At 61.0% G+C, this 24,916-nt stretch carries 25 protein-coding genes; 11 read left to right on the forward strand and 14 right to left on the reverse strand.

The window, feature by feature from the left end; translation table 11 throughout:
* Positions 1-177: 177 nt before the first annotated feature.
* Together htpX and AO064_RS00245 are read right to left on the reverse strand one after the other, a co-directional pair.
* Positions 178-1,065, reverse strand: coding sequence for a protease HtpX (gene htpX / locus AO064_RS00240; protein WP_012723005.1), 888 nt, complete (start codon positions 1,063-1,065; stop codon positions 178-180).
* Between the two features lie 304 nt (positions 1,066-1,369).
* Positions 1,370-2,581 carry a pyridoxal phosphate-dependent aminotransferase gene (locus AO064_RS00245; RefSeq protein ID WP_012723006.1) on the reverse strand — a complete coding sequence of 404 codons (1,212 nt, stop codon included), beginning with the start codon at positions 2,579-2,581 and terminating at the stop codon, positions 1,370-1,372.
* Between the two features lie 202 nt (positions 2,582-2,783).
* Here AO064_RS00245 and msrB point away from each other — a divergent pair, with 202 nt between their 5' ends.
* The 3 genes from msrB (at position 2,784) to AO064_RS00260 (ending at position 4,282) form a co-directional block, all read left to right on the forward strand.
* Positions 2,784-3,176 (forward strand): peptide-methionine (R)-S-oxide reductase MsrB, encoded by a 393-nt coding sequence (msrB, locus tag AO064_RS00250; protein WP_012723007.1) that lies wholly within the window; start codon positions 2,784-2,786, stop codon positions 3,174-3,176.
* Positions 3,177-3,320: 144 nt separating this feature from the next.
* Complete coding sequence (locus AO064_RS00255) at positions 3,321-3,806, forward strand: glutathione peroxidase (protein WP_012723009.1); 486 nt, start codon at positions 3,321-3,323, stop codon at positions 3,804-3,806.
* Complete coding sequence (locus tag AO064_RS00260; RefSeq protein ID WP_064052042.1) at positions 3,803-4,282, forward strand: MarR family winged helix-turn-helix transcriptional regulator; 480 nt, start codon at positions 3,803-3,805, stop codon at positions 4,280-4,282. The genes AO064_RS00255 and AO064_RS00260 overlap by 4 nt, the downstream gene beginning before the upstream one ends.
* Here AO064_RS00260 and AO064_RS00265 read toward each other — a convergent pair.
* Positions 4,236-6,545: a hybrid sensor histidine kinase/response regulator gene (locus AO064_RS00265; protein WP_064052043.1), complete on the reverse strand. Its 2,310-nt coding sequence runs from the start codon at positions 6,543-6,545 to the stop codon at positions 4,236-4,238. The two genes, AO064_RS00260 and AO064_RS00265, sit on opposite strands and share 47 nt — an antisense overlap.
* 164 nt (positions 6,546-6,709) lie before the next feature.
* Here AO064_RS00265 and AO064_RS00270 point away from each other — a divergent pair, with 164 nt between their 5' ends.
* Together AO064_RS00270 and AO064_RS00275 are read left to right on the forward strand one after the other, a co-directional pair.
* Positions 6,710-7,600, forward strand: coding sequence for an ATP-binding protein (locus AO064_RS00270; RefSeq protein WP_012723012.1), 891 nt, complete (start codon positions 6,710-6,712; stop codon positions 7,598-7,600).
* A complete protein-coding gene (locus AO064_RS00275; RefSeq protein WP_064052044.1) occupies positions 7,597-8,079 on the forward strand; it encodes a GAF domain-containing protein in 483 nt (160 codons plus the stop codon). The genes AO064_RS00270 and AO064_RS00275 overlap by 4 nt, the downstream gene beginning before the upstream one ends.
* Positions 8,080-8,103: 24 nt before the next feature.
* Here the strand turns inward: AO064_RS00275 and AO064_RS00280 are convergent, their stop codons facing one another.
* From AO064_RS00280 to AO064_RS00315, 8 genes are all read right to left on the reverse strand, one after another.
* A complete protein-coding gene (locus AO064_RS00280; protein WP_064052045.1) occupies positions 8,104-11,739 on the reverse strand; it encodes a transporter substrate-binding domain-containing protein in 3,636 nt (1,211 codons plus the stop codon).
* Between the two features lie 8 nt (positions 11,740-11,747).
* On the reverse strand, positions 11,748-12,374 hold the full coding sequence (locus AO064_RS00285) for a response regulator transcription factor (protein ID WP_012723015.1): 627 nt from the start codon (positions 12,372-12,374) through the stop codon (positions 11,748-11,750).
* Positions 12,375-12,624: 250 nt separating this feature from the next.
* Positions 12,625-13,026, reverse strand: coding sequence for a response regulator (locus AO064_RS00290; RefSeq protein WP_012723016.1), 402 nt, complete (start codon positions 13,024-13,026; stop codon positions 12,625-12,627).
* Between the two features lie 177 nt (positions 13,027-13,203).
* Positions 13,204-14,535 (reverse strand): deoxyguanosinetriphosphate triphosphohydrolase, encoded by a 1,332-nt coding sequence (locus tag AO064_RS00295; protein WP_012723017.1) that lies wholly within the window; start codon positions 14,533-14,535, stop codon positions 13,204-13,206.
* A gap of 71 nt (positions 14,536-14,606) precedes the next feature.
* On the reverse strand, positions 14,607-15,770 hold the full coding sequence (locus AO064_RS00300; RefSeq protein WP_012723018.1) for an EAL domain-containing protein: 1,164 nt from the start codon (positions 15,768-15,770) through the stop codon (positions 14,607-14,609).
* Between the two features lie 175 nt (positions 15,771-15,945).
* The gene (locus AO064_RS00305) at positions 15,946-16,287 is read right to left on the reverse strand and encodes a hypothetical protein (protein WP_012723019.1); all 342 of its coding nucleotides are present in this window, start codon (positions 16,285-16,287) and stop codon (positions 15,946-15,948) included.
* Complete coding sequence (locus AO064_RS00310) at positions 16,284-16,667, reverse strand: phage holin family protein (RefSeq protein ID WP_012723020.1); 384 nt, start codon at positions 16,665-16,667, stop codon at positions 16,284-16,286. Before AO064_RS00310 ends, AO064_RS00305 begins: the two co-directional genes overlap by 4 nt.
* 3 nt (positions 16,668-16,670) lie before the next feature.
* The gene (locus AO064_RS00315) at positions 16,671-16,985 is read right to left on the reverse strand and encodes an ElaB/YgaM/YqjD family protein (RefSeq protein ID WP_064052046.1); all 315 of its coding nucleotides are present in this window, start codon (positions 16,983-16,985) and stop codon (positions 16,671-16,673) included.
* A gap of 347 nt (positions 16,986-17,332) precedes the next feature.
* Between AO064_RS00315 and AO064_RS00320 the strand changes: the two genes are divergently transcribed.
* Positions 17,333-18,541, forward strand: a complete 1,209-nt coding sequence (locus tag AO064_RS00320) for an ammonium transporter (protein WP_064052050.1) — start codon at positions 17,333-17,335, stop codon at positions 18,539-18,541.
* Here AO064_RS00320 and AO064_RS00325 read toward each other — a convergent pair.
* Positions 18,528-20,264, reverse strand: coding sequence for a cation:proton antiporter (locus AO064_RS00325; protein ID WP_082893842.1), 1,737 nt, complete (start codon positions 20,262-20,264; stop codon positions 18,528-18,530). The two genes, AO064_RS00320 and AO064_RS00325, sit on opposite strands and share 14 nt — an antisense overlap.
* Before the next feature lie 150 nt (positions 20,265-20,414).
* Here AO064_RS00325 and AO064_RS00330 point away from each other — a divergent pair, with 150 nt between their 5' ends.
* The 3 genes from AO064_RS00330 to AO064_RS00340 all read left to right on the forward strand — a co-directional run bounded on the left by AO064_RS00330 (position 20,415) and on the right by AO064_RS00340 (position 22,024).
* The gene (locus AO064_RS00330; protein WP_012723024.1) at positions 20,415-20,651 is read left to right on the forward strand and encodes a glutaredoxin family protein; all 237 of its coding nucleotides are present in this window, start codon (positions 20,415-20,417) and stop codon (positions 20,649-20,651) included.
* 75 nt (positions 20,652-20,726) lie between these two features.
* Entirely contained in the window at positions 20,727-21,062 is a 336-nt protein-coding gene (locus AO064_RS00335) for a hypothetical protein (RefSeq protein ID WP_043205014.1), read from the forward strand.
* A gap of 71 nt (positions 21,063-21,133) precedes the next feature.
* The gene (locus AO064_RS00340) at positions 21,134-22,024 is read left to right on the forward strand and encodes a pseudouridine synthase (protein WP_064052047.1); all 891 of its coding nucleotides are present in this window, start codon (positions 21,134-21,136) and stop codon (positions 22,022-22,024) included.
* Between the two features lie 55 nt (positions 22,025-22,079).
* On the opposite strand, the gene AO064_RS00345 is transcribed toward AO064_RS00340, so the two are convergent.
* Positions 22,080-22,301 carry a YgdI/YgdR family lipoprotein gene (locus AO064_RS00345; protein WP_010211805.1) on the reverse strand — a complete coding sequence of 74 codons (222 nt, stop codon included), beginning with the start codon at positions 22,299-22,301 and terminating at the stop codon, positions 22,080-22,082.
* A 79-nt stretch (positions 22,302-22,380) separates the two neighbouring features.
* Positions 22,381-22,983, reverse strand: a complete 603-nt coding sequence (mobA, locus tag AO064_RS00350) for a molybdenum cofactor guanylyltransferase MobA (protein ID WP_064052048.1) — start codon at positions 22,981-22,983, stop codon at positions 22,381-22,383.
* Positions 22,984-23,059: 76 nt separating this feature from the next.
* On the opposite strand from mobA, the gene moaB reads away from it, so the two are divergent.
* The gene (moaB, locus tag AO064_RS00355; RefSeq protein WP_012723028.1) at positions 23,060-23,599 is read left to right on the forward strand and encodes a molybdenum cofactor biosynthesis protein B; all 540 of its coding nucleotides are present in this window, start codon (positions 23,060-23,062) and stop codon (positions 23,597-23,599) included.
* Positions 23,583-24,809, forward strand: a complete 1,227-nt coding sequence (locus AO064_RS00360; RefSeq protein WP_064052049.1) for a molybdopterin molybdotransferase MoeA — start codon at positions 23,583-23,585, stop codon at positions 24,807-24,809. Before moaB ends, AO064_RS00360 begins: the two co-directional genes overlap by 17 nt.
* Positions 24,810-24,916: the final 107 nt, after the last annotated feature.

Genomic DNA, 24,916 nt, shown 5'->3' on the forward strand with positions numbered 1-24,916 from the left:
AAAGGCATGACCTTACTCTTGCCGCCCCCGGAATACTTTTAAAAAGCGGAGGACACGACAACTACCCTGACACCGGGGGTTAGTGTGGTTGCTACTGCGTTGTGTAGATACCTCTGGCTATTGCGAGCGCCCACAAAAAGGGGCGATCAGATCGCCCCTTCTTGTGTCACCTTGCCATCAGCCCCGACGGCGCAGTGCGTCGATACGCTCTTCCAACGGTGGGTGGCTCATGAACAGGCGAGCCATGCCCTGTTTGATGCCGCCGTTGATGCCGAAGGCGGTCAGGCTGTCCGGCATATGCACCGGCAGGCCCTGTTCGGAGCGCAGGTGTTGCAGTGCTGCGATCATCGCCCCGGTACCCGCCAGGCGGGCCCCGGCTTCGTCTGCGCGGAATTCCCGTTTGCGCGAGAACCACATGGTGATCGCGCTGGCCAGGAAGCCCAGCACCACTTCGGCGAAGATGGTCGCCACGAAGTAGGCAATGCCACGGCCGCCTTCGTTCTTGAAGATCACCTTGTCGACGAAGTTGCCGATGATCCGCGCGAAAAACATCACGAAGGTGTTCACCACGCCCTGGACCAGTGCCAAGGTGACCATGTCACCGTTGGCGACGTGGCCGATTTCGTGGGCCAGCACGGCTTTCACTTCATCGTACGAGAAACGTTCCAGCATGCCCTGGCTGACCGCAACGAGTGCGTCGTTCTTGTTCCAGCCGGTGGCAAAGGCGTTGGCTTCATAAGCCGGGAAAATCCCGACCTCGGGCATCTTGATCCCTGCCTCGCGGGACAACTGCTCGACGGTTTGCAGCAACCATTGTTCATGCCGGGTACGTGGCTGGGTGATGACCTGGGTGCTGGTGCTCATCTTCGCCATCCACTTGGAGATGAACAGCGAGAACAACGAGCCGGCGAAACCAAAGACCGCACAGAAAACCAGCAGCTGATTGAGGTTCAGGTCAACCCCGTTGGCCGCCATGAACCCGTTGAAGCCGAAAAGGCTCAAGGTGATGCTGGCAATCAGCACGACCGCAAGGTTAGTGGCCAAGAACAGCAGGATGCGCATCATGGTTGTAGAGTTCTCCTCATGCTTAATATGTCGCGTACTGCGGGGTATATAAGGTGCGGCATGGGGTGATTCAACCGAGCGACTATTTCAAACTGTGTCCTACAGCCAGAACGTAGAGCCTTGAAGGGATTTTCCGAGAGGGAAAAGGCCCCTTGATCGGCTCGTCGGTGCCTTGCAGCCCTGTAATTATAGGGGGCGGGTGGCTTTTGCGAGTCCCGCGAAGTGTTGAAGCGAGGAAAGGGCAGAGAAGTGTTGCCAGATACTCGCTGTACGACCGACTGTCGGTCGCACAGCGCCGTTTCCATTACTGGCGATAGGACTTGAGGAAGTTGCCGATGCGACCAATGGCCATGTCCAGGTCATCCACACGCGGCAAGGTCACCACGCGGAAGTGGTCCGGCCACGGCCAGTTGAACGCGGTGCCTTGCACCACCAGCAGTTTTTCCGACAGCAGCAGGTCGAGCACGAACTTCTCGTCGTTGAGGATCGGGCAGACCTTCGGGTCGATCCGCGGGAAGGCATACAGCGCCCCCATGGGCTTCACGCAGCTCACGCCCGGGATCGCATTGAGCAGCTCCCACGTACGGTTGCGCTGTTCCAGCAGGCGGCCCTGGGGCAGGATCAGGTCATTGATGCTCTGGTAGCCGCCGAGGGCGGTCTGGATCGCATGTTGGCTCGGCACGTTGGCGCACAGGCGCATGTTGGCCAGCATGTCGATGCCTTCGATGTAGCTCTGGGCGTTGTGCTTGGGCCCGGAAATGGCGATCCAGCCGGAGCGGAAGCCCGCCACGCGGTAGGACTTCGACAGGCCGTTGAAGGTCAGGCACAGCAGGTCCGGCGCCAGGGAACCGGTGCAGATATGCACCGCATCGTCGTAGAGGATCTTGTCGTAGATCTCGTCGGAGAACACCACCAGGTTGTGCTGGCGTGCCAGCTCGAGCATGCCCAGCAACACTTCCTTGGAGTACACCGCGCCTGTGGGGTTGTTCGGGTTGATGATCACCAGGGCTTTGGTATTCGGGGTGATCTTGGCCTTGATGTCGGCCAGGTCCGGGAACCAGTCGGCGCCTTCGTCACACAGGTAGTGCACCGGGTGGCCACCGGCCAGGGTCACGGCGGCGGTCCACAGCGGGTAGTCCGGCGCGGGTACCAGGACTTCGTCGCCATTGTTGAGCAGCGCCTGCATGGACATCACGATCAGCTCGGACACACCATTGCCCAGGTAGATGTCTTCGATGCCGACACCTTCGACCTGCTTCTGCTGGTAGTACTGCATCACCGCCTTGCGCGCGCTGAACAGGCCCTTGGAGTCACTGTAGCCCTGGGCGGTGGGCAGGTTGCGGATCACGTCCTGGAGGATTTCGTCCGGCGCTTCGAAACCAAAGGGCGCCGGGTTGCCGATGTTCAGCTTGAGGATGCGATGGCCTTCCTCTTCCAGGCGCTTGGCGTGCTTGAGCACTGGGCCGCGAATGTCGTAGCAGACGTTGGCGAGCTTGTTCGATTTGCTGACCTGCATGGCGATGTGATCCTGAAAATGAACGATCCAGACGGTGTGGGCACTACCGTACGTTGAATCCTGCGCAGGCCGCACCCATAAATACGTTTGAATGCCGGTAGCGCCGGTGCCAGACTGGCGTTTTGAATAGGCGCAATCATACGTGCCGCCTGATCTATGGAAAAGATACAGATCAGGGTTTTTCAATTGCCGAGGTGTACCGATGGAAAAGCTGCAGAAAACCGTTGATGAATGGAAGGCAATGCTCGACCCAGAGCAGTACAACGTGTGCCGTCTCAAGGGCACCGAGCGGCCTTTCAGCGGCAAGTACAACGCAACCAAGACCGACGGCGTGTATCACTGCATCTGCTGTAACGCGCCGCTGTTCGATTCGACCACCAAGTTTGATTCCGGCTGCGGCTGGCCGAGCTTCTACGCGCCGATCGCCGACAGCGCGATGGTCGAGATCCGCGATGTCAGCCACGGCATGATCCGCACCGAAGTCACCTGCGCCAAGTGCGATGCGCACCTGGGCCACGTGTTTCCGGACGGCCCGCCGCCGACCGGCCTGCGTTATTGCATCAACTCGGTGTGCCTGGACCTCGTCCCGCGCTAGCGATCGGGTTGTAACCCGATCGAAAAATGGGGGAGCGGGCCCGCTCCCACCTGATACCGTGCCATTCGCTCAGTCAATTGAATTGCACACAATTGAATTGCCTACTATGTTTATCCCTCTTTCCCCCCTTATCGAGGCACTGCCATGAGCGACAACCTGCTGAGTATCCCTTGCACCACCATCAAGGGTGAGCAAAAGACCTTGGCCGATTTCGCCGGCAAGGCCATCCTGGTGGTCAACACCGCCAGCAAGTGCGGTTTCACCCCGCAGTACAAAGGCCTGGAGCAACTCTGGCAGCAGTACAAGGACCAGGGCCTGGTGGTGTTGGGCTTCCCTTGCAACCAGTTCGGCAAGCAGGAACCGGGTAACGAAGGCGCGATTTCCGAATTCTGCGAGTTGAACTTCGGCGTCAGCTTCCCGCTGTTCAAAAAAATCGACGTGAATGGCAGCGATGCCCACCCGTTGTTCGTGCAGTTGAAGAAACAGGCACCGGGCCTGCTGGGTTCCAAGGGCATCAAGTGGAATTTCACCAAGTTCCTGATTGGCCGTGACGGCCAGGTCGTCAAGCGGTTTGCCCCGACCACCAAGCCGCAGGACCTGACCCAAGAGATCGAAGCCCTGCTCAAATGACCGTGTCCCTGGCGCTCGACCACCAACTGTGTTTCAAACTCTACGCCGCCTCCAGGGCCGTGACCCGCGCCTATAAGCCGATGCTTGATCAGCTTGGCCTGACCTACCCGCAATACCTGGTGATGCTGGTGTTGTGGGAGTGGCATGCCGCAGCGCCGGCACAACCCACGGTCAAGGCCCTGGGTGAGCGCCTGATGCTGGACTCGGGCACGCTGACGCCGCTGCTCAAGCGTCTTGAGCAACTCCAGTGGGTGCGGCGCCAGCGCAGCGCCAAGGATGAGCGGGAAGTGCACCTGAGCTTGAGTGAAAACGGTGTGCAATTGCGCGACCAGGCCTTTGGCCTCAAGACCCGTCTGCTGTGCGACAGCGGCATCGACCTGAACCAGGCCGACGCGTTGCGCGATGGCCTGGACCAGTTGCTTCGCCAGATCAGAGACTTGTCGTCTTCGGCACCCACAGCTCCAGCAAGCCGCTGAGTTCCTCGCGGCGAAACGGCTTGGCCAGGTAGTCATTCATGCCCGCGGCGCGGCACCGCTCGCGCTCTTCGGACAAGGCGTTGGCGGTTAAGGCGACGATGGGCAGGTCTGGCCAGCGCCCGCTGCGACGGATCTGCCGACTGGCCTCGTAACCGTCCATCACCGGCATATTGCAGTCCATCAACACCATGTCGAAGCGCTGGTCCTCAAGAAACTTGAGGGCCTCGCCGCCATGGGCGGCCACGATCACCTCGCACCCCAGTTTGCTCAGCATGCCTTTGGCCACCAGTTGGTTGACCGCGTTGTCCTCCACCAGCAGGATGCGCGCCCGGTGCGCCAGGGGCGCGGCTTCCATCTGGATGGGGTCGATGATCAGCGGGTTATCGCTGCGCAGGTTACGTTGCAAAATCTGATACAGCGCGTTGCGGCTCAACGGGCGCGCCTGTTGCTGCAAGGGGGCCAGTGCCGCGACTTCTTCGCCCGGCATGAAATTGCCATAGGCGGTTACCAGCAGGATTGGCGCGCTGATGGAAGGGCGCAGACGGAACAGGCATTCGGGGCAATCGGTGATCAGCAGGTCCGGGGTTTGCCCGCTCACGTCTTCATCACGCGGGTAGCAGCGCGGTGTCAGCCCCCAGTGGGGCAGCAGGGTGGTGAGCAGTTCGGTCAGGCCGCTGCCGGCGCTGGTGATGGCGATCACTTCACCTTTGAGCGGTGTCGGTTGCACGGCGGGCAAATGGATCGGCAACGGCAGGTCGGCGCAGAACTGGCTGCCGAAGCCCACCTCCGAGCTGATGCTCAAGCGGCCCTTCATGGCTTCACACAGGTTGTGCGTCAGCGCCAGGCCCAGGCCCGTGCCGCCAAACTGGCGGGTGATGCCGGCGCCCGCCTGGGTGAACGGTTGGAAGATTTTCACCTGGGCTTCCTGGGCAATGCCGATGCCGGTATCACACACTTCAATGCGCACCCGGCCTTCCAGCGCGCTGAGGCGTACATCGACTCGGCCGAAGCGGGTGAACTTCAAGGCATTGGACAGCAGGTTACTGACGATCTGCCGCACACGGGTCGGGTCACCCAAGACCTGGGCGGGAAACTGCGGGTCGATCAGGCAGGTCAGTTCGACGCTTGGCGCCGCGTTCTGCGACAACAGGTTGGCGGTGTCTTCCACCAGTGAGCCCAGGTCAAACGGGATGCGCTCCAGCTCCAGCTGACCGGCGTCGAACTTGGACAGGTCGAGGATATCGTTGAGCAATTCCACCAGCACCTTGCCCGAGTCATGGGCGATGGACAGTTGCTGACGTTGTTCAGCATTGAGCGGGCTGTCCAGTGACAGTGCGATCATCCCCAACAGGCCGTTGAGCGGGGTGCGGATCTCGTGGCTCATGTTGGCCAGGAACGCCGCCCGCGCCTGCGCCATGCCCAGTGCATGCATCTTCGCCGCTTCCAGTTCGGCATTGGACTGGCTCAGCTGCTGGTTGCTGGCCTTGAGCTCCAGGGTCCGGGCGGAGACGATGTCCTCCAGTTGCCCCAGGTATTCGGTCAGGCGATCCTCGGCGTGACGGCGCTGCTGGATCTCCGTCTCCATGTTTTCGAATTGCTGGTTGGCAACGTTCACCAATACGCCGATTTCGTCGTGTTCATGGCCGGGCGGACAATCCAGGCGTGCCTGTCTGCGGTGACTCAGCTCGCGGATAATGCGCACCAGCGGTTGGGTCAACATCACGTAGAACAAGGCCAGCAGGATGCCGGTCAGCAACAGGCTGCGGGCGAAGCCGTTGAGCAGGGTGATCTCGGCTCGGTGCAGGAAGCGGCTGCCAAACGCATAGGTGTCCACGTCCAGGCGCAGTACACCGAGGGATTCGTTGGGCATATGGCTGAGGAACAGCCGGTCTTCGAACCGGCGGTTGGCGCCAAACAGGAAGTCGCTGATGGGCCGGTAGGTGCTTTCCTTGTGCGGCCGGTCGACATCGGCCAGTACCACGCCATTGTTGTCGATCAACTGGGCGTGAATGATGGCAGGGGAGTGCAGCAGGCCCAGGGTCAGTTCCTGGGCCAGTTCGGCGTCAATGTTGTAGGCGATGCGTGACGCGGGGTTGTGGCTGATTTCGATCAGTGAGCGAATTTCACGGTTGATGGATGCGTCTTCGCTGGCATAATCAATGCCGATTTGGATCAGGCTGAGCAAGGTTCCCAAGACGAAACCGACCAGCACAGTCAATCTGGCTTGTTTATAAGACAAGCGGTGGGCGAACTTGATATCCATCGAGTGTTGAACCACTTCACGTTTCCCTTCGCCCGGCAAGCATAGCTGAACATCCACACGCTCTGGCCTGCCCGGCATGAATCGTTTTTTTACGCAGCCTCGTGCGGTCTGCCGCAGGGCTGCCAATACGCCATCTTTTGCAAGAACTTGCCAGAGGAATAATCGTGGACTCTCGATTGAATGCCTTTCTTGAGCGGGCCGATGCAGTACTTGCCCGCCTGGAACCGCTGTTGCCCGCGCCCCGCCAAACCATCGATTGGAACCAGTGCCTGGCTGCCCGCTGGCAGCGCGAAGGCCGTAGTGGTTTCTTGCTGCCACTGGACGTGAGCCTCGACATGCGCCTGTCCGACCTGATCGGCGTGGACAAGCAACGTGAAACACTGGCACGCAACACCCAACAGTTCATCGACGGCCTGCCCGCCAACCATGCGTTGCTGTGGGGCTCGCGTGGCACCGGCAAATCATCCATGGTCCGCGCCTTGCTGGCCCACCACGCCGAGGCTGGCTTGCGTCTGATCGAGATCGAGCGCGATCATTTGGCCGACCTGCCGCGTGTGGTCGAGCAACTGCTCAAGCTACCGCAGCGCTTTATCCTGTTCTGCGATGACCTGTCGTTCGAGGCCGGTGAAGGCGATTACCGCGTGCTTAAAAGCGTGCTTGACGGCTCCCTGGAGCAAGCGCCGGAAAACGTGCTGTTGTACGCCACCTCCAACCGCCGCCACTTGGTGCCGGAAAACCAGAGTGACAACGACAACTGGAAACGCGTGGATGGCGAACTGCACCCCAGCGAGGCGGTGGAAGACAAGATCGCCCTGTCCGACCGTTTTGGCTTGTGGCTGTCGTTCTACCCCTTCACCCAGGAGCACTTCCTGGAGGTGGTGGAGCATTGGATCGGCGAGCTGGCGAGCAAGGCCGGTTTGCAGTGGCAGCGCGATGAAGCCCTCGACATCCTCGCCGTGCGCTGGGCCACCGGTCGCGGCAACCGCAACGGCCGTTGCGCCTACCAATTCGCCCGTTACTGGGTGGGTCTCAAATTGCTGGAGCTTCAACCATGATCGATCTACACAGCGCCGGCACTGGCCTGGATGGCTACGCCATGCTCTGCGCGCAACTGGAGTCGCTGCTGGCCGATGAGCGCGACTTTATCGCCAACAGTGCGCAGTTTTCTGCATTCCTGTTCAACCAGTTGGACGACCTGAACTGGGCCGGCTTCTACCTCAACCGCAACGAAGAGTTGATGCTTGGGCCGTTCCAGGGCCAGATCGCCTGTGTGCGCATCCCGTTTGGCCGCGGGGTGTGCGGTGCGGCGGCGGCGTCGCGGCAAACCCAGCGGGTCGAGGATGTGCATGCGTTTCCCGGGCACATTGCCTGTGACAGCGCCTCCAACAGCGAACTGGTGGTGCCCTTGGTCAAGGACGGCAAACTGGTTGGCGTCCTCGACCTCGACAGCCCGTCGCTGGCGCGTTTTACCCTCCAGGATCAAGCGGGCATTGAACAGCTGGCGGCGATTTTCCTGCGCTTGACCGACTGCTGATCACGCAAGGGGCGGCATCCGCCCTTACCGGCCATCCAGGCCGTGAAGCTGCCCTTGCAGTAACCTCTCCAGCTCCAGCATGAGCCTCTCCAAGGCTTTCGCACCGGCTTCGATCAGCGCCCAGTCATCGCCGCGCACGCACGCCTGTTCCAGGGTTTCGCACTGTCCGGCCAGTGGCGTCGCCTGAACGATGCGGGCAGCCCCCTTGATTTTGTGGGCCTGCTCGATGATGTCCTGGAGCGGGGCGTGGGCACCAATCAGCGCAGTCAGTTCCTGGCGATCATGTCGACTGCTGCTGAGCAGTTCCTCCAGCAAACGCCAGCTCAACTGAGGATCGCCGCCGGTCAGGGCCTCGAAGTTGCCGAGGTCCAGGTGCAGGGCGGCCGGTTGTGGGGCGATCTGCGCCAGTTGCCGCTCCAGTGCCGTGAGGCTGATGGGTTTGAACAGGCAATCGTTCATGCCGGCTTCAGCGCAGCGTTGTTTCTCCTCGGGCTGGGCATTGGCGGTAAAACCCAGCACCACGCAAGGCACCCGTTGCTCACGCTGTTCATATTCGCGGATCGAGCGACTCAACTCGTAGCCATTCATGATGGGCATGTTGCAGTCGGCGATGACCAGGTCGAAGCGCTCCTGGCGCCAGGCCTGGAAGCCGGCGGCGCCGTTCTGCGCTGCGGTGAACTGATGACCCAGGTAACCCAGTTGCTGGCACATCAGCAAGCGGTTGGCGGGGTGATCATCCACCACCAGCACATTGAGTACGCGCGCGGTTGCCGGCGCCTCGGGCTTGGGTTCATGCGTTGTCTGCAGCGGCTGCAGGCGCGCCATTTTCAGGTTCACATGCACTTGGGTGCCCACCATAGGCACGCTGCTCAAGCTCAGTTGCCCGCCCATCATTGCGCACAGGCTGCGGCAGATAACCAACCCCAGGCCGGCGCCACTCCTGGCGAGCTGCCCGGAATTGTCAGCCTGGGCAAAGGGTTCGAACAGGCGCAACTGATCATCCCGGCTGATACCGATCCCCGTATCCTCGACCACCAGCTTCATCTCGACCTGTTGCGCCACATCGGTGGGCAATACCTCCACCTTGATGTTTACCTGGCCACGCTCGGTGAACTTGATGGCATTGCTGACCAGGTTCGACAGCACTTGCTTGAAGCGCAGCGGGTCGATCAGCACTTCGGTGTCATCGCGGTCGGGCTTGAACTCAAGGGACAGGCTGAGGGTCTTCTGGCGCGCCAGGCCGTCGAAGACACGCACCACCGACTCGATCACTTCGCGTAGGTTGACGCGCTCCGGGGCCAGGCTCAGGCGGCCGGATTCGATGCGCGCGATGTCGAGGATATCGCCGATCAGCTCCAGCAGGTCCTTGGCCGAGTTGTACGCCACTTCGATGGCCGGGCGATCAAGATGGCCCTGGTCGGCTCGCTTGAGGGTCAACTCCAGCATGCCGATCACGGCGTTCATCGGCGTACGTATTTCATGGCTCATGGTGGCGAGGAACGTGCTCTTGGCCCGATTCGCCTCGTCGGCGCGTTCTTTGGCTGCGCGGATTTCATCGAACAGTTGGCGTCGCTCGCTGATGTCAATCCAGCCCCCGATGATCCCCTGTACTTCCCCGGTAGAGTCGCGGTACGGCAGGATCCAGTGGTAGATCGTCAGTTTATCCCCACGGATATACAGGGTGCGATCCAGGATCAGCGGGTTGCCTTCGGTCATCACCCGCTGATAATCGGCATGGTATTGCTCGGCGTCCGTTTCAAGCGCCTCGCTCATCTGGAGGGCACTTTTGCCGATCACGTCCTCGCGCTTGACGTCGAACACCTGCAGGTAGCTGTCGTTGCAGGTCTGCAGCAGGCCTTTACGGTCACGTACGTAGATGGGGTGCGGGGTTTCGTTGACCAGCGCGCGCATGAACTCGAACTGATCATTGAGGGCTCGCTCGGCCATCTTGCGATGTTTGATCTGGCGGCGCATGTAGGCGTTCCAGGCCAGGGACAGCAGCAGCAAAAGCCCGGTGCCGATGATGATGCGGGTGATCAGTTGGTGATAGTTGCGCCAGTAGCTGTCGGAGGCGGCGGTGTAGCCACGCCAGCGACTGTTGATCACGCCCAGCTCGTCCGGGGCGATGCTCAGCAGGGCCTTGTCGAGAATCGAGCTGAGTTCGGTGGCACTGCGCGCCGTCGCCAGGGCAAAGGTGGCTGGAGTCGTGCCGATACTGGTGCTGATCTGCAGTTTGTCCTGGAACATCGAGGACGACAGCAAGTAGTTGGCGACGACCAGGGAGTTCACCGCGCCTTCCACCTGCCCTTGGGCCAGCAGTTCCGAGGCCCTGAAGGTGTCGCTGGCCTTGACCAGTTGGACCTCTGGAAAGTCGCGGCGCAGGAGGGATTCCAGAGGATTGCCCAGGGTGATTGCCAGGCGCTTGCCGGCCATCTGCTCCAGGTTCGAGGGGGCGTCAGCGGCTTTGCGAGTCAGCAGCACATAGGAGTTTTCCAGGTAAGGTCGACTGAAGTTCAGTTGCGCTTCCCGTTCAGCGCTGGGCACGATTGCGCCAATCATGTCGACTTTACCGACGTCCACCTGTTCGATCATCGCGCTCAGGTCACGCCCGCGATGGATCTCGAAGCGCAGCCCGGTGCGCAAGCGGATCAACTCCAGCAGGTCAGCGGTGATGCCGCGGAAATTGCCTTCGGCGTCGAAGAACGTCAGCGGGGCGAAGGTTTCGTTCACAATCACTTTGACCACCGGGTGGTCCTTCAACCAACGCTCCTCACGCTGCGTCAGTTGCAGCTTCTGGTCGGTCAACAGGATGTCGCTGCCGGCGCTCCAGCGCTTGGCGATGGTTTCCCGTTCATTGGTAGGGACGGCCGTCAGCACCGCGTCGACAATACTCAAGAGCGTGCGCTGGTGCTGGGGCATGGCAAAGCTGAACCCATAGGCCTCGTGTTTGCCGAAGTTGGCCATGTGGATGTTTTTCAGGTAGCCCTTATTGATCATGTAATGGGTGGAAATGGTATCGCCGAGGAATACGTCAGCCTGGTCGAATGCCACCGCATTCAAGGCATTTTGATAGGAGGGGTAAGCGCGAATGATCGCCTGGGGATACAGTTTTTCTACTTCGCTCAGGGGCAGGTAGTGGTAGACCAGGGCCAGGCGCATTCCGGCCAGCCCATCATTCAGGCTGCGGGTCTCACCTTCGCGGGTGACCAACACTGGCTGGTCAACGGCATAGGGTTCGGAGAGCGTGAGGTTCGGGTTTGCCGCCTCAAAGCCGTTCGAGGTGCCCAATAAGTCAATATCGCCTGTTTCAAGGGCGCGGATGGCGGCCTCTCGGGAGGGGTAGCGCAATACCTTTACCGGCAAGGCCAGCGCCTTGGCGAGCAGGCCGGCGTAATCGGCGGTGAGCCCCTCATAGTCGCGACCACTGGACGTAAGGTCGAAGGGAGGATAGTCAGGCGATGCGGTGCCCAGCACCAACTCGCGTTTGTTTTGCAGCCATTGGCGTTGGGCCTTGTTCAGGTGGGTTTCCAGTTGAACGGAGCCTGCACGGCTCAGCAAGGTGAAATGTTCCGGGCCCGTTTGATGGTTCGCGAGCACGGCGGTGCTGAAGCACAAGCCGGCACTCAATGTAATCAGATAGTCCTTTATACGCCTGGGCATCCGCTTTCTCACACTAGCGCGTTTCGTTTTGCCATCTCGATAAGTTCTACCAAGGATTTGGCTTGAAGTTTCTGCATCAGCCTCTTTTTATAAGTGCTTACTGTTTTGTTGCTCAGAAACATGCCTTTGGCAATTTCCTTGTTGGTACGACCTTGTGCAAATAATTGCAATACCATTAGTTCCCGATCGTTGACGGTTTTGAATAATTCAAGTTCCTGGGTTTCCACACCGTCTATACCGTTGGTGGTCAATGCCTGGCTGGGGAAGTAGTTATAGCCGGACAGCACCGCGCGGATGGCGCTCAGCAACTCACTCAGGTCGCCCTCCTTGCACACGTAGCCATCGGCGCCCGAGCGCATGCAGCGGGTGGCGAACAGGGTAGGGGATTGGGCTGTCAGGATCAGGGTTTTCATCGGTGTATTCATTGCGTTGAATCGGCAGAGCACTTCAAGCCCATCCAGCTTGGGAATACTGATATCGAGGATAATCAGGTCAGGCAGGCATTCCCGGACCATTTGAATGGCATCGCATCCGTTGTCCGTTTCGCCCACCACTTTGTAACCTTCATGCTCCAACAACATCCGGATGGCAAGCCGTATAACCGGATGGTCGTCGATAATAAAAACTGAGTTCATGATCATAGTCCGTGTAAGTGCAAATAAAGCGGGCACATTAGCTCAGAAGAGCACAGGGGGGCATGAGCTCAGGGGCAAGTAGGTACAAAACAGGAAAATTCCTACACTAAAAAAGGTAAATACCTACCATCTGCTAAGGCTTTGTGAAGCGATATCACAAGGCTTTGGAAGTGAGTGAGCTAAAGGTTGTTATCGTGGATTTAACGGGCATCGTACAGGCATATTTCATCGGATCATGATGTTTAAAATCCTACATTTGTAACCTGAGCAATGGGCAGATCAAGCGTGCAAGTTCATCTTTGTTTAATGGCTTTGATAAATAGCCGAGCAGTGGCAGGCCACGATCCATGGCTTGGGCGATCAGGGTGGCTAGCTCGACCACGGGCAATCCGCTCAGCAGGATGGCGGTGGTGGTGAAGCGCCGGCGACTGGCGATTTCAATCAGCTCGAGCCCCGGCAAATCGGGCAGGCATTGGTCACACAGGATGATGTCGAAGGGCACCTCGGCCCGCGACATCAAGCAGATTGCCTGCTCGGCGTTTTCGGCCGGGGTCAGCCGTGCGAAGCCGAAGCTCCTGAGCAGGCACTGGGTGGCGAGGAGTTGGAATGGATGATCCTCCACCAACAGGATACGGAGCGGATAACTGGGCATTTTGGGGGGGCACACGGTGAGTCAAGCGTCGATGGGGGGGGCGCGTAGGAACAGTTCGCCTGGATCGCCCGGAGCGTGCGTGATTATTCATCGTGTGCTTGTGCGAATTCGATCAGGCCGCTCTGTTCCCTTCGTAGGTAGATTCCTTTCAGGCAACAGGCAGCTTGATCGTGCTCGTTATTGAGGGCTGGAACGCCCGGTCATTTCCCGCGCCATCTCGGTGGCATAGCTGTCGGTCATGCCGGCGATAAAGTCGATCATGCGCAGGAACGAAGTGTGCAAAGGCCACTGCGGGTTCGGCGCATTGTTGCCCAGTAAGTCGAGAATGCGCCGGTTCTTGAATGACGGCGTGCGTCCACCATGTTGTTCCAGGGCTGCACCGCAAAAGGCGTTCAAGAGGATTTCCAGGGTGGTGTAGGCGCCGATCTCATGCAGGGTCTTGCGCTTGTCCTGGAAAATCTTCTTGCGCGCCATGTCCTTGGCATCCAGCACGCAGCGTTTGGCGGGGCCATGCATGTGCTCCACCAGGTCGCCGGGCAGGGTGCCGGCGAGCAAGGCATCCTGTTGTTCGACGAAGGCACTCGCCGCCGCGTTGGTCAAATGTTCGATGGCTTTGCCGCGCAGGATTGCCAGCTTGCGTCGGCGCGAATCCTGGGCGCCGAGTTGGCGATAGGTCTGGGGCAAGTCATCGCCCACCAGGTTGAGCAGCAGCGACTCGACCTCGGCGTATTCCAGCAGCTCCATTTCCAGGCCGTCTTCCAGGTCGATCAAGGCGTAGCAGATATCATCCGCTGCCTCCATCAAGTACACCAGCGGGTGGCGGGCCCAGCGTTGTTCTTCGAGCTGCGGCAGGCCGAGTTTGTGGGCGATCTGTTCCAGGATCGGCAGTTCGCTTTGGTAGCAGCCGAACTTGTGTTTCTTGTAGCCCAGCGAATCCGCGTGGCGCGCCGTCCAGGGGTATTTCAGGTAAGTGCCCAAGGTCGCGTAGGTCAACCGCGTGCCGCCGTCGAACTGGTGGTATTCCAGCTGGGTGAGCACGCGGAAGCCTTGGGCGTTGCCTTCGAAGTTGAGGAAGTCATTGCGCTCGGCACTGCTCATGTCATCCAGCCAGCCGCGGCCTGCCGCCTGCTGGAACCAGTGGCGGATGGCGTCTTCGCCGGAGTGCCCGAACGGAGGGTTGCCGATGTCGTGGGCCAGGCAGGCCGATTGCACCACCATGCCCAGGTCGCTCGGGTCGCACCAGTCGGGCAGGGCGCCACGCAGGGTTTCACCCACGCGCATGCCGAGGGAGCGGCCGACGCAGCTGACTTCCAGCGAATGGGTCAGGCGCGTGTGGATATGGTCGTTGCTGGACACCGGGTGCACTTGGGTCTTGCGACCGAGGCGGCGAAACGCGCCAGAGAAAATAATACGGTCATGGTCTTTGTGAAACGGGCTACGGCCCAGTTCTTCCGGGCTGTGCAGGGGCTTTCCAAGACGTTCGCGGGTAAGCAGGGTGGGCCAATCCAAGGCGGTTACTCTCCGTGCGGTGAATGACCCTGCCAGCTTCCCGGTTCCGCGTGGGCGGGGCAAGCGAAAAACTACAGCCCGACCGCATCGATATCGATTAACAGCAAACGCTGACCGTTATCGAAGAATTGTCCGGCCGTGAGGCAATACTGGTTGGTGGTCGCGTCGCGGTAGGTCGAAGACAAGGTCAGGCGTCGCTCCTCCCACCCTTCGGCCAGCAAGTGGTAGAAGTACGGGCGCCATGACCAATTGTGGCCCAGGTAGCGGCTGTCGGCCTGCCAGGCGTCCTGGCGCCATTCAAAGTTCGGCGTCAGCTGGGTGCCATGTCGGTCGCACTGGTAAAACCGCAGCAGCCAGGGGAACGCCGGCAGTTGCGGCAACTGGCTCAGCGGCGCCTGTGCCAGGGCCCAGTTCTGCAGGATCTTCATCAGCTCTGCCAATTGCTGGCGCAGTTGCATGATGCGCCCGCGCTCAGCCAGTTTTTGCTGGACGTAGGCCGTGCGCAATTGGGCGAAACGCGGCACGAAGGCGTCGGCGGCAAACCAGTCCAACTGCGCCTGGGCGAACAGATAACCCTGCACATAGCGCGAGCCACACTCCAGGGCAAAGCTCAACTGCGCCTCGGTTTCCACGCCTTCGGCAATGATCCAGCAGCCGGTCTTCTCGGCCATTTGCGCGAGTGCCCGCACCACTTCACTGCTCGGCCCGCCGCGGGCAGCCTCCTGGAACAGGCGCATGTCCAGCTTGAGAATATCCGGCTGCAACGCCAGTACCCGGTCAAGCTGCGAGTAGCCGGCGCCGAAGTCATCGATGGCGATGCGCGCGCCGGCCTCGCGATAACGTGCGACCACGTTGGCCAGGCGCTGGATGTCACCGCCCAGTTCGGTGATCTCGAACACGATTCGCCGTGGGTCGACACCATGACTGTGGATCTGTTTAAGGCTCGGCAGCGCTTGGCCCGGGCGCAGGCGGTTGATCCAGCGCGGCGAGATGTTCAAGCTCAGGAACCAGTCTTCAGGCGCTTCATGCAAGCGGCTCAACGCGTTATCGCGGATCTGCCGGTCAAGCCGACGCAAGCTCACGCCTGGCGTGCGCGGGTCGGCGAACAGCGGGCCCACGGACTGCAAGCGGCCGTCAACCTGGCGCAGACGGCCCAGGGCCTCGACGCCGGCGATGCGGCCGGTGGCGGTGTCGATAAACGGCTGGAAGCAGGCAAGCGGTTGCCCGTCGATCACGGGGCCTCCTTAAGAGCGGTGGCGAAAAAAAGGCCCGGCCCTCAAAAACGAGGACCGGGCCGATTCTGTTAGCAAGAATGCAGCCAGCAGGGCTGATAAGCCGTAGAAAGGTACAGCATTCACCTTTAAGCCAGAGGTACAGCCTTCACCTTTAACGTGCGCCAGCCCGCCTGCTTCAACTTTTACGCGAAGTGCCTTGCATGGCCAGTTTGATCAGCGGGATCAAGCCGGCACCGAGGCGTACCAGGCGGGTCATGCCGCTGATACCGCCGCCCTTGGCACCTTTGCCGGTCAAGAAGCCCATCAGCGTCACCGCCGCCACGCCCCACAGCGGCGCGTGCTTGATGCCCAAGCTGCCCTGCCAGTTCTGGCCCATGTTGCGCACCTTATTCAAAGGCAGCATCAATTGCTGGGACTCGTGGCGGATTTCCTGGCGGTGCATTTCCATGCGCAGGCGAATCAACGCCTTGCGCATTTCCCGTCGCGACGTGTTTTTAGGCATTTCAGTCAGGCTCATGGCAACAAGCGCTCCCGGTCATTGGCCAGCTCTTCGAGGGTGGCGTGGAACGGCGTGGATTCATCGAACACCGCCGCCTTCAGGCGCACCCCGCAGAACGCCGCGGCCAGGCTGTAGAACACGCAGAGGCAGATGATCCCGGTCAGGCGGTAACCGGTGTCCCACACCAGGATCATTACCAACGTCGACAACCCCACCAGCAACAGCAGCGCAAACACCAACGCTAGGCCGGCGAACAGCAGCAGGCTGACGGTGCGGGCCTTCTGTTCCTGCAATTCGATGCCAAATAATTCGACGTGGCTGTGCAGCAAGCCCAGAACGGCCGCGCCCAGACGTCTTGAGGTAGTCCCTGTGGACGAGCCAGTTTCGCCGATAGACATGATTTAGCGCCTTGTGGCCAGCAGGCCGATCAGAAAGCCCACACCGGCGGCAAGGCCCACCGACTGCCAAGGGTTGGCCTGCACGTAATCTTCGGTCGCGGTGACGGCCGCCTGGCCGCGTTCGCGCAGCGAATCTTCGGTCTGCTTCAGAGTTTCGCGGGCCTGGAGCAGCGTGTCGTGGATCTTGGCCCGCAGCTCATCGGCCTGGTCACCGGCGAGCACTTTGGTGTCGTCCAGCAACCTTTCGGTGTCAGTCACCAGGGTTTGAAAATCCGCCATCAGTATTTCTTGAGCAGTCTTTGCAGTTCTTCTGGCCATGGTTATCTCCGTGATTGGCTGATCTGTACGTAGTGGTTTCGAGTCACCGGCGTCGGTGAAGGTTCAGTGCAATTGTGTGGTACAGCTTTTGCTTTGCCTTGGTGCGCAGGCCTCAAGGCCTGCGCTGAATCCGGGCGGTCCCAGGCAATGCCTTGAAAAACCTTACCCTAAATAACTGAAACTCGCGGAAAAACCCTGTCGGCAACGGCCTGTTGTGTTGATCGCTGCGCTAAAGCGGTTCACACCCTCTGAAGAGGGGTGGGACCGGTGGTGCCAATTTAGTGCGCGCAACCCTGGCTTGAACCGCTTTGGTGCTTTTTGCCTTTATTGCAGGCCTGCCAACCTCCATGGAAAATTTGCAAAGTGCAGTGGACACGCTCGTCCACAGCTCCAACACCCTGTTTATCCTGATCGGTGCGGTCATGGTCCTGGCCATGCACGCGGGCTTCGCGTTCCTGGAAGTCGGCACCGTGCGCCAAAAGAACCAGGTCAACGCGCTGTCGAAGATCCTCAGCGACTTCGCCATCTCGACCCTGGCCTATTTCTTTATAGGCTATTGGATCTCCTACGGTGTGAGCTTCATGCAACCGGCGGCGGTGATCAGTGCCGACCACGGTTATGGCCTGGTGAAGTTCTTCTTCCTGCTGACCTTCGCGGCAGCAATCCCGGCAATCATTTCCGGCGGCATCGCCGAGCGTGCGCGGTTTGCCCCGCAATTGTGTGCCACGGCGTTGATCGTGGCGTTTATCTACCCGTTCTTTGAAGGCATGGTGTGGAACGGCAATTTCGGCCTGCAGGCCTGGCTGCTCGCGCGCTTTGGCGCCAGCTTCCATGACTTCGCCGGTTCCGTGGTGGTGCATGCCATGGGCGGCTGGCTGGCGCTGGCGGCAGTGTTGTTACTCGGGCCGCGCAACGGGCGCTACCGCGAGGGACGCCTGGTGGCGTTCGCGCCGTCGAGTATTCCGTTCCTGGCGCTGGGCTCGTGGATCCTGATCGTCGGCTGGTTCGGCTTTAACGTGATGAGCACGCAAACCCTCAATGGCGTGAGTGGACTGGTGGCGGTCAATTCGTTGATGGCGATGGTCGGCGGCACGGTCGCGGCGTTGATCATTGGCCGCAACGACCCGGGCTTCCTGCACAACGGCCCGCTGGCCGGGCTTGTCGCGATCTGCGCCGGTTCCGACCTGATGCATCCGGTCGGCGCGCTGGTCACGGGCGCCGTCGCCGGTGGCCTGTTTGTGTGGTGTTTCATCGCCGCCCAGGATCGCTGGAAGATCGACGACGTATTGGGTGTGTGGCCGCTGCACGGTTTGTGCGGTGTGTGGGGCGGCATTGCTTGCGGCATCTTTGGCCAGACGGCGCTGGGTGGCCTGGGCGGCGTCAGCCTGGTCAGCCAGTTGATCGGCACCGCCCTCGGTGTGATCGTGGCGCTGGTCGGCGGCTTGCTGGTGTACGGCGTGATCAAGCGCGTCACCGGGCTGCGCCTGAGCCAGGAAGAGGAGTATTACGGCGCGGACCTGTCGATCCACAAGATCGGCGCGGTCAGTCAGGATTGATCGGCGCCTCGTCTTCGTTGTTCGGCTGCGCATAAAAACCGTGCAGCAGGCGGTAGCGGTTCTGCCGCACCTCATCGACCCGCGCCTGCACCTGTTGGTCCGGCAGGCCCAGCAGGATCAAGGCGTGGGAGGCGAGCATCAGGCTCGACTCCAATAGCTCGGGCACCACTTCGCTGGCGCCTGCGGCTTTCAGTTCGGCGAGCTGGCTGTCGTCGCGGGTGCGCACCAGGATCGGCACGTCCGGGTTGATCCGACGTGCTTCCTTCAGCACCACCAAGGCGACGTCGCTGTTGTCCACGGCGATCACCACCAGCCGCGCGCGCTCCAGGCCCACGGCACTGAGCAGGGCGCCACGCCGGCAATCCCCATAGTGCACGCTGCTGTCTTCAGTGGCGGTTTCCTGTACCCGTTCCGGGTCGTCATCCAGGGCGATAAACGCCTGTTGCTCCTTGCGCAGGAAACGCCCGATGGACTGGCCGACGCGGCCATAACCGCAGATCACCGCATGCCCATGCAACTGAGCATTAAGCGCAGTGATTGCCTCCAGTTGCACTTGCTGGTTGGGTTTGCGGTGCAAGCGCAGGGCAATGCTCGGTGCAGCGCGCAACAGCAGCGGGGTCAGCAGCATCGAGCAGAACGTGGCGGCGAGCAGCAAGCCGTTGAGCTCATCGGGGATTAATCGGCTTTGCTGCATCTGCGCCATCAAGGCAAAACAGAACTCGCCGCCTTGGGCCAGGGCCAGGCCACTGCGCCAGGCGGTCTCACCGTCGCTGCCGCGCAGCTTGACCAGCGCAGCGACCACGCAGCCTTTGATCAGCATCAGGGCGAGGGTGAGGCCGAGGATCAGCAGGCTATGGCTGACGAACAGTTGCAGGTCGATGAGCATGCCGATGCTGACAAAAAACAGCCCCAGCAGAATGTCGCGAAACGGGCGGATATCCGCTTCGATTTGATGGCGGTAGTGGCTTTCTCCCAGCAACATGCCGGCCAGGAAAGCCCCGAGAGCAGGGGAGAGCCCCAGCAGGTGGGTGAGCCAGGCGGTCAGCAAAACGATCACCAGCGCCAGCAGCACAAACAGCTCCGCCGAATGGGAGGCGGCGACTTCATGAAACAAACGCGGCAGTAACCAACGACTGGCAAGCAACAGGCCGACAAACAACACCACGGTCTTGCCCAGGGTCAATGGCAGCGCCCAATACCAGGCTTGCTCGCCGGTGCCGGCAAACACCGGGACCAGGGTCAACAGCAACACCGCCACCACATCTTGGAACAGCAGCACGCCAATCGCGTTCTGGCCATGGCTGCTGAAGATTTCACCGAGGCTGGTCAGCTCCTTGCTGACGATGGCGGTGGAGGACAACGCCAGCCCTGCACCGAGCAACAAGGCGATACCCGGCGCTACACCAAAGCTCATCAACAAGACCGCCAGCAGCATCCCGCAACCCAGCACCTGCAAACTGCCCAGGCCAAACACCACGCGGCGCAGGGCGAGCATCTTGGTCAGGGAGAACTCCAGGCCCAGGGAAAACAGCAGGAACACCACGCCCAGTTCGGCGAGATCGGGCAATTCTTCGCTGTCATTCACCCAGTCCAGCGCAGTGGGCCCCACGGCCAGGCCGACGCACAGGTAGCCCAGCACGGGCGGCAATTGCAGTCGGCGAAACAGCGCAATCACCACCAGGGATGAGGCCAGAATGATCAGCAGGTTGGCAAACACACGCATCTCCGTTGCAAGGGGGCAGGCAAAAAGCCGCGAGAATCGCTGAATCAGTTATAGGCCATGGTGACCTGGGTCAGGGTTTTTGTGGTGGTGGGCTTCATGCCGTCAGCGGGCTTAGAATGTTGGCCTACTTCCTGATCAGGACCCTTCGTCATGCTTCCTGAATGCCAGTTGTTCGGCACCCTGGGTTGCCATCTTTGTGAAATTGCCGAAGCCGAAATCATGCCGTTCGTCGAACGCGGGTTAATGGTGGAGCTGGTGGATATCACCGATCCCGACGACCTGACCGACGTCTATGGCCTGCGGATTCCGGTACTTCGCCGGGTGGACACCGGGGCGGAACTGGATTGGCCTTTTGAATCACAACAGTTGGTGGCCTTCCTTCGCTGAGTGTTATCCGATGGCGGGTTTCTAAATATTGCGTTACTGTATGTTTGTACAGCGATTGAAATAGAGGGAACGCCCGTGGTGAATGTCGAACAACTGAAAAGCAGCGTCAATCGCATGTCCGCCGACGTCGTGCGCGATGCGGTGAACGAGCTGCGCCTCGATGGCCTGGTCACGGAAGGCAAGACGCCGTTCAACAAAGTGCATTTCAATACCTGCTTTGCCGAGATCGAAGCGCTGTTCCAGCGTGCCGGTTACCACAAGCAGCTGGACGTGGTGGGTTACCAAGGCTTGTTATACGCGCTGTATGACCCCGGCCGCTGGGAGGCGGTGGACGTGCTGCGCTGGCTCAAGGAGTTCACCGACGCCGCGAGTGCCTCACCGCTCCTGCGCGCGGAGTTGGTCAAGGCCTGAGATCGGCCCTAGGCTCAATCCCGCTCGATGCGGGATAATGCCCGCGTGTTTTCCCAGGCTTTGAGCATTTCATGTCCACATCCGGTTTTTCCGCGTCCCAGCACCAAGCCAGCACCTTGTACCTGCCGCCCGGCCCCTGGGCGACAGTGCTCGATTGCCTGTGCGAGCACTTCCCGGCGATCGCCCGTGAACACTGGCTGGACCGCATCGCCAGGGGCCGGGTGCTGGACATCCACGGCAGCCCGATCAGCCTGGACCTGGCCTACAAGGAAGGGCTGTGCATCTACTACTTCCGGGAAGTGCCCAACGAGAAGGTGATCCCGGTGCAGGAAACCATCCTGTATGCCGACGAGCACTTGGTGGTCGCCGACAAACCGCATTTTTTGCCGGTGACCCCGGCCGGTGAATACGTCGAGCAAACCCTGTTGCGCCGTCTGATTCGCCGCCTCGACAACCCGGCGCTGGTGCCCTTGCACCGTATCGACCGGCATACGGCCGGCCTGGTGCTGTTCTCGGCCAACCCGGCCAGCCGCTCGGCCTATCAGCAACTGTTTCCCACACGCCAGATCGATAAATTTTACGAAGCCATCGCGCCAGCCCTGCCGAACCTGACGTTCCCCAGGGTGCATAAAAGCCGCCTGGTAGAGGGCGAGCCGTTCTTTCGCATGCAAGAAGGCCCTGGTGCAAGCAACACCGAGACGGCCGTGGAAGTACGCGAAAAAAAGGCTGATCTATGGCGCTACGGCCTGTTCCCCGTGACCGGCAAGAAGCACCAACTGCGCGTGCACATGACCGCCCTCGGCGCGAGTATCTGCAACGACCCGTTCTACCCTGACGTCATCAAGGATGCCGTGGACGACTACGCCAACCCGCTCAAGCTGCTGGCCCAGGGCGTACGGTTTATCGACCCTGTGACGGGCGAGGAGCGCCATTTTCGCAGCCGGATCACCCTCGACTGGTAACCGCCAGAAACGACAAGGCCCGCGCGAGGCGGGCCTTGTTGGCAAACGCTAAGACTTACAGGTCTTTAACGGTGCGAACCTGATCTTTGTTGATGCGGGTGCGCTTGCCGTCAAGTTGTTCGAATTCGTAGAAACCCGAATCTTCGTTGTATTTCGGGGTGTCGACGGCCTGGATTTCGCGACCGTCATTCAGGGTGATCACTGTCGGCGAAGCGCAACCGGCGAGGGTGGCGAGGCCCAGTGCAAGCATGAGAGCGGCGATGGTCCGTTGAGTCATGAGATTGTCTCCGAGAGAATACTTTTTAATAGCTGACCTTGTGACGCGCGGGGCGCCGACAAAGTTCCTTAAGCGAGGTTCATTCTGACACGCCGGACGGCGTCTGTAACAGCTGCGGCGTATTAAGGTTGGCCAGGCGCGGGTCATCCGCCGGGCATTCCAGGCCCACACCGCCCAGTTGCAGGAAGATCTTGCGCGGGCTGCGCTCACCGGCATGCCAGGCGTCTTCCACCGCGGCCCGCAGGCGCGTCGGGATGATGCAGATCAGCGGTTCCCAGAACTCTCCATGGCGCACCATCACCGGCAGCAGCGGGTTGCGCCGCGCCTTCTCACGCAGGTCGGCGAGCAATGGGGCGTCGATATGCGGCACATCGCACGGCAATATCAGCAAGTGCTCATGACGGGCGGCGGCGAGTCCCGCCCGGATACCCGCGAGCGGGCCGGGGAAGTCCGGGCTGTCGTCGTTCACCAACTGGTCGGCATAGTCGGCGTAGCGCTCCGGGTTGCGGTTGCACGAGATGATCAGGTCATCCGTGAGCGGTCGCGCCAGCCTCTGCAAATGCGCGATCAACGGTTGGCCACGCCATTCCAGCAGGCCCTTGTCCTGGCCGCCCATGCGTTGGCCGCGCCCTCCGGACAGCAGCAACACCGAACAGGGCAGAGGGGATGAATCGATAGGCATGGCGGTTCCGCAGCGGCAGCAAAAGGGGGGCCTGTGATATAACATCGGGCTGTTCCTTCGACAACCGGACCGTGCCATGAACGCCAAGGCAGATGCGCCCTTCGTACCCCTGAACATCGCTGTATTGACCGTCAGCGACACCCGCACCCTCGAAACCGATACCTCCGGCCAGGTCTTCGTCGACCGCCTCACCGCCGCTGGCCACGCCCTGGCCGAGCGCGTGCTGCTCAAGGACGACCTCTACAAGATCCGCGCCCAAGTCGCCCACTGGATCGCCGAAGACGTGGTGCAAGTTGTGCTGATCACCGGCGGCACCGGCTTCACCGGCCGCGACAGCACCCCCGAGGCCGTCAGTTGCCTGCTCGACAAACAGGTCGATGGCTTTGGCGAACTGTTCCGGCAGATCTCCGTCGCCGACATCGGCACCTCCACCGTGCAGTCCCGCGCCCTGGCCGGCCTGGCCAATGGCACGTTGGTGTGCTGCTTGCCGGGTTCCACCAATGCGGTGCGCACCGGTTGGGACGGCATCCTCGCCGAGCAGTTGGACAACCGCCACCGCCCGTGCAATTTCGTGCCGCACCTGAAACAGGCCGAGCCTTGTGAATCCCGTGGGTAAGCCTGGCAAGACCGGCGCCCTGATGCCGGTGGAACAAGCACTGCAACAGCTGCTGGCGATGGCCGAGGCCGCGCCGATCCGCGAGCGCAATACCTTGCCCCTGGCCGACTGCGACGGTCGTGTATTGGCCCAGGACCTGGTCTCCACGCTTGACCTGCCGCCGTGGCCGAACAGTGCCATGGACGGTTACGCCGTGCGCCTGTCGGACTGGACCGGTGAGCCCTTGGTGGTCAGCCAGCGCATTTTTGCGGGCCAGGCGCCGGAACCTCTGGCCGCCGGTACCTGCGCGCGCATCTTCACCGGCGCACCGGTACCTGAAGGGGCTGACTGTGTGGAAATGCAGGAAAACGCGGTGGTCCACGCCGACGAGCGTGTGAGCTTCACCGAGCCCCTGCACGTCGACCAGAACATCCGCCCCCGAGGGCAGGAAACCACCGCAGGCGAGTTGGTCTTGACCGCCGGCACGCGCCTGGGCCCGATTGAACTCGGCCTGGCGGCGTCCCTCGGGCATGACCGTCTTGACGTTATTCGCCGACCGCGCGTGGCCGTGCTGTCCACCGGTGACGAGTTGATCGAACCCGGTTTGCCGCTGGGGCCGGGCCAGATCTACAACAGCAACCGACGGGTGCTGTGTGCCTGGCTTACGCGCCTGGGCTGTGAAGTGATCGACGCCGGCATCCTGCCTGACGACCTGGAACAGACGCGCACCCGCCTGGCGAGCCTGGGCGCGGTCGACCTGATCCTGTCCACGGGCGGTGTGTCGGTGGGCGAGGCGGATTTCCTTGGCATCGCCCTGCGTGAAGAGGGTGAGCTGGCGTTGTGGAAACTGGCGATCAAACCGGGCAAGCCGCTGACGTTCGGCCACTTCCGTGGCGTGCCGGTGATCGGTCTGCCGGGCAACCCGGCCTCGACGCTGGTGACGTTCGCGCTGCTGGCGCGCCCGTACCTGTTGCGCCGTCAAGGTGTGCAAGACGTCGAGCCGCTGCGCTTTGAAGTACCGGTGGGGTTCACTTGGCCCAAACCCGGCAACCGCCGCGAATACCTGCGCGGGCGTATCGAGCAAGGCAAGGCGATCATCTACCGCAACCAGAGCTCCGGCGTACTGCGCAGTGCGGCGTGGGCGGAGGGGTTTGTGGAGGTGTTGGAGGGCACGACGCTGGAGAGGGGTGACCGGGTCAATTTCATCCCGCTAAGCGAAGTCCTGAACTGACCGCTGACCCCAATGTGGGAGGCAGCAAGCCCTAATGCCAGTCAGTTAAGAAGCAGCAAGAGCGAAAAGTAACCCGTGGCGAGGGAGCTTGCTCCCGCTGGACTGCG

Origin of the sequence: Pseudomonas marginalis (assembly GCF_001645105.1) — a bacterium.
GTDB classification, from domain to species: domain Bacteria; phylum Pseudomonadota; class Gammaproteobacteria; order Pseudomonadales; family Pseudomonadaceae; genus Aquipseudomonas; species Aquipseudomonas petroselini.